The organism is Streptomyces sp. YS-3 (assembly GCF_045257485.1).
In the GTDB taxonomy this organism is placed as follows: domain Bacteria; phylum Actinomycetota; class Actinomycetes; order Streptomycetales; family Streptomycetaceae; genus Streptomyces.
Genome location: NZ_JBJHPC010001040.1, coordinates 1 through 1,173 on the forward strand (window position 1 = coordinate 1; position 1,173 = coordinate 1,173).

The 1,173-nt window shown below is 65.8% G+C and carries 1 protein-coding gene; it reads left to right on the forward strand.

The window, feature by feature from the left end; translation table 11 throughout:
* Positions 1-862, forward strand: an 862-nt coding sequence (locus ACJA3G_RS37335; protein WP_406557450.1) for a carbohydrate ABC transporter permease, incomplete at its 5' end; no start/stop codon positions are given.
* Between the last annotated feature and the right edge of the window lie 311 nt (positions 863-1,173).

The window sequence follows — 1,173 nt, forward strand, 5'->3', positions numbered from 1 at the left end:
GCGCCGCCGCGTCCGGCCCGGCCGTCTGGGCGTGCACGCGTTCCTGATGACCGTGTCACTGGCCTTCCTCGCCCCCCTGCTGCTCGCGGTCTACGCCTCGCTGCGCCCCTACGACGAGACGGCGAAGTACGGCTACTTCTCCCTCCCCAAGCACCTCTCCTTCGACTACTACACCCAGGCCTTCAGCGACTCCGACATGACGAAGTACTTCGTCAACACGCTGATCATCGCGGTGCCGGGCGTGCTGGTGACGCTGTTCCTGGCGTCGTTCGTGGCCTTCGCGGTCTCCCGCCTCAGGCTGCGCGGCGGCATCCTGCTCCTGATGCTGTTCACGGCCGGCAACCTGCTGCCCCAACAGGTCATCGTCACCCCGCTGTACGTCCTGTTCAACCGCATCCCGCTGCCGTACTGGATGTCCGACTCGATGACGATGTTCGACTCGTACTGGGCCGTCATCGTGGTCCACATCGGCTTCCAGGTCGGCTTCTGCGTCTTCGTCCTGGCCAACTTCATGCGCACGCTCCCGCAGGAGATCCTGGAGGCGGCGATCGTCGACGGCGCGGGTGTGTGGACCCAGTACTGGCGCATCACCCTGCCTCTGTGCCGCCCGGCCCTGGCGGCCCTGGCCACGCTCCAGTTCACCTGGATGTACAACGACTTCCTGTGGGCCCTGGTCTTCATGTCCGACGGCGACAAACTGCCCGTCACCTCGGCCCTGAACAATCTGCGCGGCCAGTTCTTCACCGACTACAACCTGCTGGCGGCGGGCTCGGTCATCGTGGCCCTGCCGACACTGCTGGTGTTCCTGCTGCTGCAGAGGCACTTCATCGCGGGGCTGACGCTCGGGTCCAGCAAGGGATAGACCACAGGTCCGTGCAGAAAGCGAACAACTGTCGGTCAACTGGCTGAATCCATACGGTAACGAATGCGCAACTACCATCACCCGTGACCCTCCGTGGCGATGAGATGGCCGTCTCATCGCCCAGGGGGGCCACATGAAGCACGTTCGTATCTCCACCCTCGCCGCCGGTTTCGCCGCGGCTGCCGCGCTCGCGCTGACCGGCTGTGGAGGTGGTGACTCCGGGGACGGCAAGGTCGGTCGGACGGTCCTACCCAGCCAGTCGTCGCAGTCCCCGACGCCCAGCGCGACCACCGAGAGCCCGACGCCCACTC